The 6,841-nt window shown below is 68.0% G+C and carries 7 protein-coding genes; 6 read left to right on the top strand and 1 reads right to left on the bottom strand.

The features are described 5' to 3' along the window. Positions 1–611 (top strand): hypothetical protein (locus tag ELR45_RS32880; protein ID WP_205857747.1); only part of this gene is annotated, 611 nt, incomplete at its 5' end. A 112-nt stretch (positions 612–723) separates the two neighbouring features. Beyond that, entirely contained in the window at positions 724–1,734 is a 1,011-nt protein-coding gene (locus ELR45_RS32885; RefSeq protein WP_165368314.1) for a molybdopterin-dependent oxidoreductase, read from the top strand. Positions 1,735–1,996: 262 nt separating this feature from the next. Here ELR45_RS32885 and ELR45_RS32890 read toward each other — a convergent pair whose 3' ends face one another. After that, positions 1,997–4,534: an ATP-binding protein gene (locus ELR45_RS32890; protein ID WP_129670052.1), complete on the bottom strand. Its 2,538-nt coding sequence runs from the start codon at positions 4,532–4,534 to the stop codon at positions 1,997–1,999. A gap of 161 nt (positions 4,535–4,695) precedes the next feature. Here ELR45_RS32890 and ELR45_RS32895 point away from each other — a divergent pair, with 161 nt between their 5' ends. The 4 genes from ELR45_RS32895 (at position 4,696) to ELR45_RS32910 (ending at position 6,806) form a co-directional block, all read left to right on the top strand. Next, complete coding sequence (locus tag ELR45_RS32895) at positions 4,696–5,358, top strand: hypothetical protein (RefSeq protein ID WP_129670053.1); 663 nt, start codon at positions 4,696–4,698, stop codon at positions 5,356–5,358. A 100-nt stretch (positions 5,359–5,458) separates the two neighbouring features. Further along, positions 5,459–5,908 carry an SRPBCC family protein gene (locus ELR45_RS32900; RefSeq protein ID WP_129670054.1) on the top strand — a complete coding sequence of 150 codons (450 nt, stop codon included), beginning with the start codon at positions 5,459–5,461 and terminating at the stop codon, positions 5,906–5,908. Continuing rightward, positions 5,905–6,564, top strand: a complete 660-nt coding sequence (locus tag ELR45_RS32905; RefSeq protein WP_129670055.1) for a hemerythrin domain-containing protein — start codon at positions 5,905–5,907, stop codon at positions 6,562–6,564. Before ELR45_RS32900 ends, ELR45_RS32905 begins: the two co-directional genes overlap by 4 nt. 47 nt (positions 6,565–6,611) lie before the next feature. Beyond that, positions 6,612–6,806, top strand: a complete 195-nt coding sequence (locus ELR45_RS32910) for a helix-turn-helix domain-containing protein (RefSeq protein WP_205857748.1) — start codon at positions 6,612–6,614, stop codon at positions 6,804–6,806. The last annotated feature ends 35 nt before the right edge of the window (positions 6,807–6,841 follow it).

Consider the following 6,841-nt stretch of genomic DNA (forward strand, 5'->3'; position numbering starts at 1 on the left):
GGCTCGTCCGCCGCTCCTATGTTTGCCGCATGACATCTGTGCTGCGCTTCGGCGCCATCAGCGGCATCTTCGCCGGGCTGTTCATCGCGTTGCCCAGTGCGTTCGAGGCCTTAGCGGGCGAGACAACAGCAACAAGTGTCGCGCTCGGCCTCTCTCCCGCCCTGGCGATCCCGTTGGTGGTCGGCCTACATCTGGGCCAGCTACGCGCGAGTGGTCGGGTGAGTACGGCCGGGTTCGCCGTCAACCTGATCGGCCTCGGCCTGTTCGGTGGGGCCGGCTACACCCTGAACCTGGTCCTCTTCCCGATCGAGGAAGTGATCGCCGTTGACGACCTCGCCGGCATCTCCCGGATCGCCCTGCTCTTCAGCGCCCTCGTGTTCAGCATCGGTGTTGTGCTGTTCGGGCTCTCCATGGTGCGCGCACGGGTTTACCCTAAAATCCCGGCTGTTGCCTACATACTTGCGTTTCCCCTGATCGCCCTCCTCGCGCCTCTTCCGGACAATCCGTTGATCAGCGCAACCCACGTCGTCGCCGGGATAGCGGTGGTGTGGCTGTCAGCGGCGTTGCACGAAACCGCTCGCGCCACGATTCCGGATCAAGTAGCGGTGTAGGGCAGTCTCGCCGCTGCCGCGAAGGGCTCTGCTTCAAACCCAGCCGGAAGATCGCAGCAATCGATGACTGAGTGGAGGGGCTAGAGCGGCCATGCACCCGAAGATCAGGCAGATGCTGTCACCGCGACAGACAAATGTGGCGCTGTTCACCGCATTGCTGCTGGCCTTCGCCACCGGCACCGGAGCGGTTGCGACCGGTTCACCACACGGCCGGTGGGTCGTCATCGGGCATGGTGTCGCGGCAATGGCGGTCATCCTGCTGATCCCGTGGAAGGGTCGCGTCGTCCGCCGTGGGCTGGGTCGGGCCCGCCGCAGCCGCTGGGCGTCGCTGCTGCTCGCCGCCCTTGCTATCACCACCGTGGTGGCCGGCTTGGGCTCTTCCACCGGACTGATCCGCTCGATCGGTGGGCAGCACGGTTTGTGGGTCCACGTGGCCGCCGCGCTGGCGCTCGTTCCACTTCTCCTCTGGCACGCGGTCGCCAGAAAGAGCCGGCCCCACAAGACAGACCTTTCCCGCCGGGTCGCCCTTCGAGCGGGCCTTCTCAGCGCCGCCGCGGCGGCCCTGTACCTCGCCACCGACTCAACCGTCCGGCTTGCCGGCCTGCCCGGCGCAAAGCGGCGATTCACCGGTTCGCACGAGATCGGCTCGTTCGATCCGACCTCGATGCCGAGCACCATCTGGCTCAACGACACGGCCCCCACGTTTGACCTTGACGAATGGCGGCTCACCGTCGTTGATGGCCGCGGTGCATATGAGCTGACTCTGCCCGAGGTAGCGGAATACCAGACACCCCTTCGGGCGACGCTGGACTGTACGTCGGGGTGGTATGCCCACCAGGACTGGGCGGGCGTCCCGGTCTCGTCCCTCATACGCGACGTTGGCGAGGCACGGAGCTTGCTTGTGCATTCCGTTACCGGCTACTGGATCCGGTTCCCGGTCGACGAGATCGATCGGCTGCTGCTGGCCACGGCGGTGGGTGGCGTGCCGCTGGCGCGCCGGCACGGGTCCCCGCTGCGGCTCGTCGCGCCACGCCGCCGGGGTTACTGGTGGGTCAAGTGGGTCGACCGGGTCGAGCTTCAGAGGTCGCCAGCATGGTGGCAGCCGCCATTCCCACTCGCCTGACAGCCGCCTGATCACCTCAGTGATCAGGTCGACCACGATTTCAGCATCGAGGTCAGTCGTGGCATGCGCGCGTGGAGATATGGGATGTCCGCACGCACACTTCAGGCCATTGTCGTCCTGATTGATGCCTGTGCCGGCGGAGGGGAGTGCCGCATCACTGCGCGGCGATATCTGTGGCCGTGCAGCGCAGGTCGTAGGGCCTGGCGGCCAGAGGTGACGCCGCTTGTTATTAGGCCGGAGCTCGTGTGCGTCCCGGCCCGACTCAATTGCTCGCCCGGTCGACGGCGGCAAGGAGGCGTTGGTAACTCTCGGGGTGCACGGGCGGCAGGGTGTGGCCGATCTCGGCGAGTACGGCTTGTCGGGCGGCGCACGCTTGTGCAGCCTGGTCCCACCTGCCATCGGCTGCCGCCACGCCGGCGACGCCCTCCAGGCACCACGCTACGTAGAGCGGGTTTCCGATCGCCTCGAACAAATCAGCGCTTTCGGTGAAGAGGTCCCGCGCAGCATCGAGTTGACCGTCGGCGAGTTCGACGTGCCCGAGCTGGGTGGCCGCCATCGCGAGGGCCCACTGGTCGCCGTACGCACGAGCCGACTCGAGCGACCGGGCGTTGAGCTTCCGAGCGCGTGGGATGTCCCCGGTGTTCAGGGCGACGTGGCCGAGATGTGCGAGGAGTTCGCCCGCGATCTGGTCCTCACCGCGCGCGAGGAACAGCTCCCGCGCTTCTTCGTAGTACACCGTCGCCTGGTCGAACTCGCCGGTAAAGGCGGCGGCGGTCCCGAGCTGGCGGAGTCCCAGCGCGACGCCTCCGGTGTGCTTCATGCCCCGGTAGAGCGCCACTGCCTCGGACGCCAGCCGGTGCGAGTCCGGGTACTTTCCGGCGTGCATCGCCTGCCACGCCAGGAGGAGGAGGACGTCGGCGAGCTCACGTTGGTCACCGCACTGGCGGGCTGCGGCCAGTCCGCGGTTGGCGAGGTCTTCGGCGCGCAGCGAGTCGCCCGCGAAGAACGTCACGTAGGCCAGACCGATCAGGGCTTTGGCGCGTCCGTGCTCGTCCTCATGGCTGGTCGCGAGCGTCTCGGCCTCTTCGTAGTCACGCCTGGCATCGACGTAGCGGTCCTGGTCACGGGCGAACTGCGCGCGCACGTTGAGGGCCGCGACCAGGTCCGCTGGAGTGCCGTGGGTGCGCCCCAATTCCACGAGATCGTCGCACCACCTGCTCGCCTCTTCGACAGCCGTGGTGGCGAGGGCGAGACGGGCTGCGCCGGCCAGGGCCGCAAGCCGGACCGGCGGTGCGACGTTGACAGAGGATGCCAAGCCGAACCCGGCGTGCGCGTAGTGAAAGCCCTCGGTGAGCTGACCGCGCTCGATCCAGAATCGCCACATTGCCGCAACGATCCGAAGCGCCGTCGCTGCGTCTGTTTCGTCGAGCGCCCAGTTCATGGCGGCACGCAGGTTGTCTCGCTCCGCCTCACCGGCCGCCACCGGGTCCTGCTCGGCGAGCGCGGCGAAGTACTCCGCGTGGCGGCGAACGATCGAGCTCGCGTCACCCACGCTCACGCTGGACTCGAGTCCGAAGTCGCGGACGGTCTCCAGCATCGTGATGCGGGGCGCCTGCGCATTCGGTTCTACCGCGACCAGGCTGGCGTCGATCAGTTCGGTGAGAGCGTCGAGCACGCCGAGGTCGTAATTGATCGCTTCGGCGGCCGGGAGCGGGCATCCGCCCGCGAACGCCGACAGCGTCCGAAACAGCACCCGTGCGCGGTCCGACAACAGCTGATAACTCCAGGCGATCGCGTCGCGCATGGTTCGCTGGCGGTCGGGAAGGTCGTGCGGGCCACCGACCAGCACCGTGAGTCGTTGCTCGAGCCTAGCCAACAGGGCGTCCGGCGGCAGCACCCGCGTCCGTGCCGCTGCCAGCTCGAGCGCCAGGGGAAGCCCGTCGAGTCGTCGACAGATGTCCGCCACGGCCGCGCCTGCGCTGGGCGGCAGGTCGATGCCCACCGCGAGCGCACGGTCCCGGAACAGAACCTCCGACGCGGATCCCCCGGGCATGTTCTCACCGGGCGCGGGTAGCAGGAGTGGCGCGATGCGGTACTGCCGCTCCCCACGGACATCGAGCGGCACCCGGGTCGTCACCAGGGCGATGACGTCGGGACAGGCGCTGAGCAGTGCGAGCAGTTCGGTCCTGGCTTCGAGGAGGTGCTCGGCGTTGTCCAGCAGGATCAGCAACTGCCGTCCCCGGAGCGCGGCTGTGAGCCGCTGTGCCACCGGAACTGCGGGGTTCTCGTCGAGCCCGAGCTGTTGGGCGATCGCCGGCAACACCAGTCCGGGGTCGCGGAGCGGCGCGAGGTCGACGAACATCGCCCCGTCCGCGTACTGGCTCGACAGCGACGCGGCGACGTGCACGGCGAGGCGCGTCTTGCCGACGCCGCCGGGCCCGGTGAGGCTGATCAACTGCGTTTCACCGTCGGCCAGGAGCTTTACGAGTGCCGCGATCTCGTCCTCGCGACCGATCAGCGTCGTGAGTGCCTCGGTGATCGGTGCGCGGACCAGGAGCGAGCCTGCCGGCGTGGTGGGCTGGGCCAACGCGAGCAGCTCGGCTCGACGCTGGGTGGTCAGCGCCAGGGCATCAGCCAGCAGCCGCACCGTGTCGAGCCGCGGTGTGCGGAGTGGGTCGCGCTCGAGATCGCTCACCGCACGTGCGCTGATGCCGGCTCGATCCGCCAACGCCTCCTGGGTGAGCCCGGCGGCCAGCCGCAACTCTCTGAGCCGAGCTCCGAAGGTCGTGGCCGCCGTCATCTGTCCACCCGGGCTCGAAGGGGCAGCGGAGTTCCAGTGTATCCCTCGGGGTGCCGATCGGTGAGCGTTCGGTGAGCGAGCGGTGAGTGCTCGTCATGGTGCATCGGGTCAGCGTGAGAACACAGTGGTCGAAGGAGCGATGGTCGAGCGAATGGATCGTCATGGCAAAGACCACCGTCACGGCGCGATCGCGGCCAATGCCCGAACAGCGATCCGCCACGCCTGTGGGCGGCTCACCGGCGTGGGTCTGGATGGCTGGCGGCGGCGTCTGTGGGTTGGCCTGGGCTGCCGCCCTGCGTGCGTACATGGCCGAGCTCGCTGGCCATGAGTCGACCTTCACGTGGAGCGGGACCTTCGGCGCGATCCTGGTGCCCGGCGCTCTGGCCGGGGGGCTGCTCGGCTGGGCCGCGTATCGGCGTCGAGCCGGTCATCACCGAGGCCGGGCGTGGTTGGCTCTTGCCCCGCTGACCTTTGCCATCGCGCCGATGCTGCTGCCCGGGGCACTCGTGCTGCTGGTGACCAGCGGCATCGGCAGCGGCGCGATCGCGGTCGCGGTCATGGGAATGGTCGGTGGGTACGCCCTGTCGGGTCGCGGACGTCGCTGGCCGCGCGTCCTGGGCGGCGCGCTCGGCGTCGCTTTCGCAGCGGCCTTGGCAGGGACCGTGTCGGGAATGAACCCGGCCCTCGGCCTGACCGAGCCGCGTGGCGCATGGGCGGGGACCTTGGTGGTGGCGCTGTTCGCGGTGCTCGCTCTGGGCTGCTCGATCCCCTTTCGTGTCGACAGTTCCGTTGCATCAAGTGCCGCGTCCGAGGTGCGCTCATGAACGCCCGGTGGGGTGCGGAGATGAAGCGCCATCCACGTGGACCTCGGCCGCGCACTCCTCAGACGCATCCACTGAACGCCCGCACTGAAAGGACCTTGCCATGGCCGTCATCACTAACCAGACGTTGATCGCCTGCTCGCCCGAGGAGGTGTTCGACTACGCCAGCGACAATCGCAACGAGCTGGAGTGGAACCCCTACGCCATCTCTGTCGAGAAGATCACCGACGGGCCGGTCGGGCTGGGCACGAGGTACCTCGCCCGATGGAAGGGCGCGCCGTCGGCTCTTGAGGTGGAGTGCGTCGAGTTCGACCGGCCACGACGGTGGGCGGTCGTGAACGGCGGGCCAGTCGCGGTCCGGGCCACGGGCACGATTGACGTGGTGGGTGACCGGACCCGGCTCGTCTTCGAGTTCGATGCACGTCCCAGCGGGTGGTTCCGTCTCGTGTTCCCGCTGTTCATGCTGGTGATGAGACGACAGCGGAAGACCCTCCTGACCGACTTTCGCGACGCGTTGGAGCGCCGCGTCGGAGCAGACGGAGATGCCCGATGAGCGCCCTCGCGGCCGCTCCCGCCCGCACCGAGGAGATGGCCATCATTCACCGGATCTTCCGGCGTGCGTTCCCCATGGTCGCCGCCCTGGTCCGGCAGGCGCCTGCGGGCGACACCGCGCGCGCCGAGACGATCGCCGCGCATCTGGATTTCCACCTGAACGGGCTGCACAACCACCACAGCGGCGAGGACACGAACATCTGGCCGCGGCTGCTCGAGCGCGCTGCACCACAGGCTGAGCTGATCAACCGGATGGAGGCGCAACACGAGGTGGTCGCCGAGCGATCGGAACGGGTACGCGCCCTCCTGTGCACTTGGCGGCGATCGCCGGCGAACGGCGAGGAACTGGCGACGGCGCTGGACGAGTTCACCGCAGCTTTGGTCGAGCACCTCGACGACGAGGAGGCCCACGTCGTCCCGCTGATCCGCGCCCACATCACGGCCGGGGAGTGGGAGCGGTTCGGTCGGGAGACCTTCGAGAAGTTCACCAAGCCCGAGAAGCTGATCGCGACCGGGGAACTCGAGTCGGTCGCGTCGGCCGAGGAGGCGGAGTCGTTCCTGGGCACGTTGCCACTCCCCGTCAAGTTGATGTGGCGATATCTCGGACGGCGCAAGTACGCCGCGTACATGAGGAACGTGACGGCAACCGGGCGATGATGTCCGGACTACGCGGTCGCCACGAACCTCCTGGATCGGCAGCCGCTGTGCGCGAGCTGCGTGAGAAGCGTGAATGGAGCCAGTCCGAGTTGGCCGAACACGCCGGTGTCTCTCGCTCCTTCGTGGCGGACTTCGAGGCGGGAAAGCCCACAATCGAAGCATCGAAGCTGTTCGACGTCTTCCAAGCGCTTGGCTTCGAGATGGCGTTTCGGAACCTCCAGTCGGGAGACGTTCATTGGTGACGGGACGATATCTCGACGTCTATCTCGACGGGCGT

The sequence above is a fragment of the Phytoactinopolyspora endophytica genome, from assembly GCF_004138495.1.
Taxonomy (GTDB): domain Bacteria; phylum Actinomycetota; class Actinomycetes; order Jiangellales; family Jiangellaceae; genus Phytoactinopolyspora; species Phytoactinopolyspora endophytica.

What these genes read in the sequence shown, in the direction of transcription:
- ELR45_RS32885 (WP_165368314.1), top strand. Translation starts at nt 724, where the DNA reads ATGCTGTCACCGCGACAGACAAATGTGGCGCTGTTCACCGCATTGCTG.
- ELR45_RS32890 (WP_129670052.1), bottom strand. Translation starts at nt 4,534, where the DNA reads ATGACGGCGGCCACGACCTTCGGAGCTCGGCTCAGAGAGTTGCGGCTG.
- ELR45_RS32895 (WP_129670053.1), top strand. Translation starts at nt 4,696, where the DNA reads ATGGCAAAGACCACCGTCACGGCGCGATCGCGGCCAATGCCCGAACAG.
- ELR45_RS32900 (WP_129670054.1), top strand. Translation starts at nt 5,459, where the DNA reads ATGGCCGTCATCACTAACCAGACGTTGATCGCCTGCTCGCCCGAGGAG.
- ELR45_RS32905 (WP_129670055.1), top strand. Translation starts at nt 5,905, where the DNA reads ATGAGCGCCCTCGCGGCCGCTCCCGCCCGCACCGAGGAGATGGCCATC.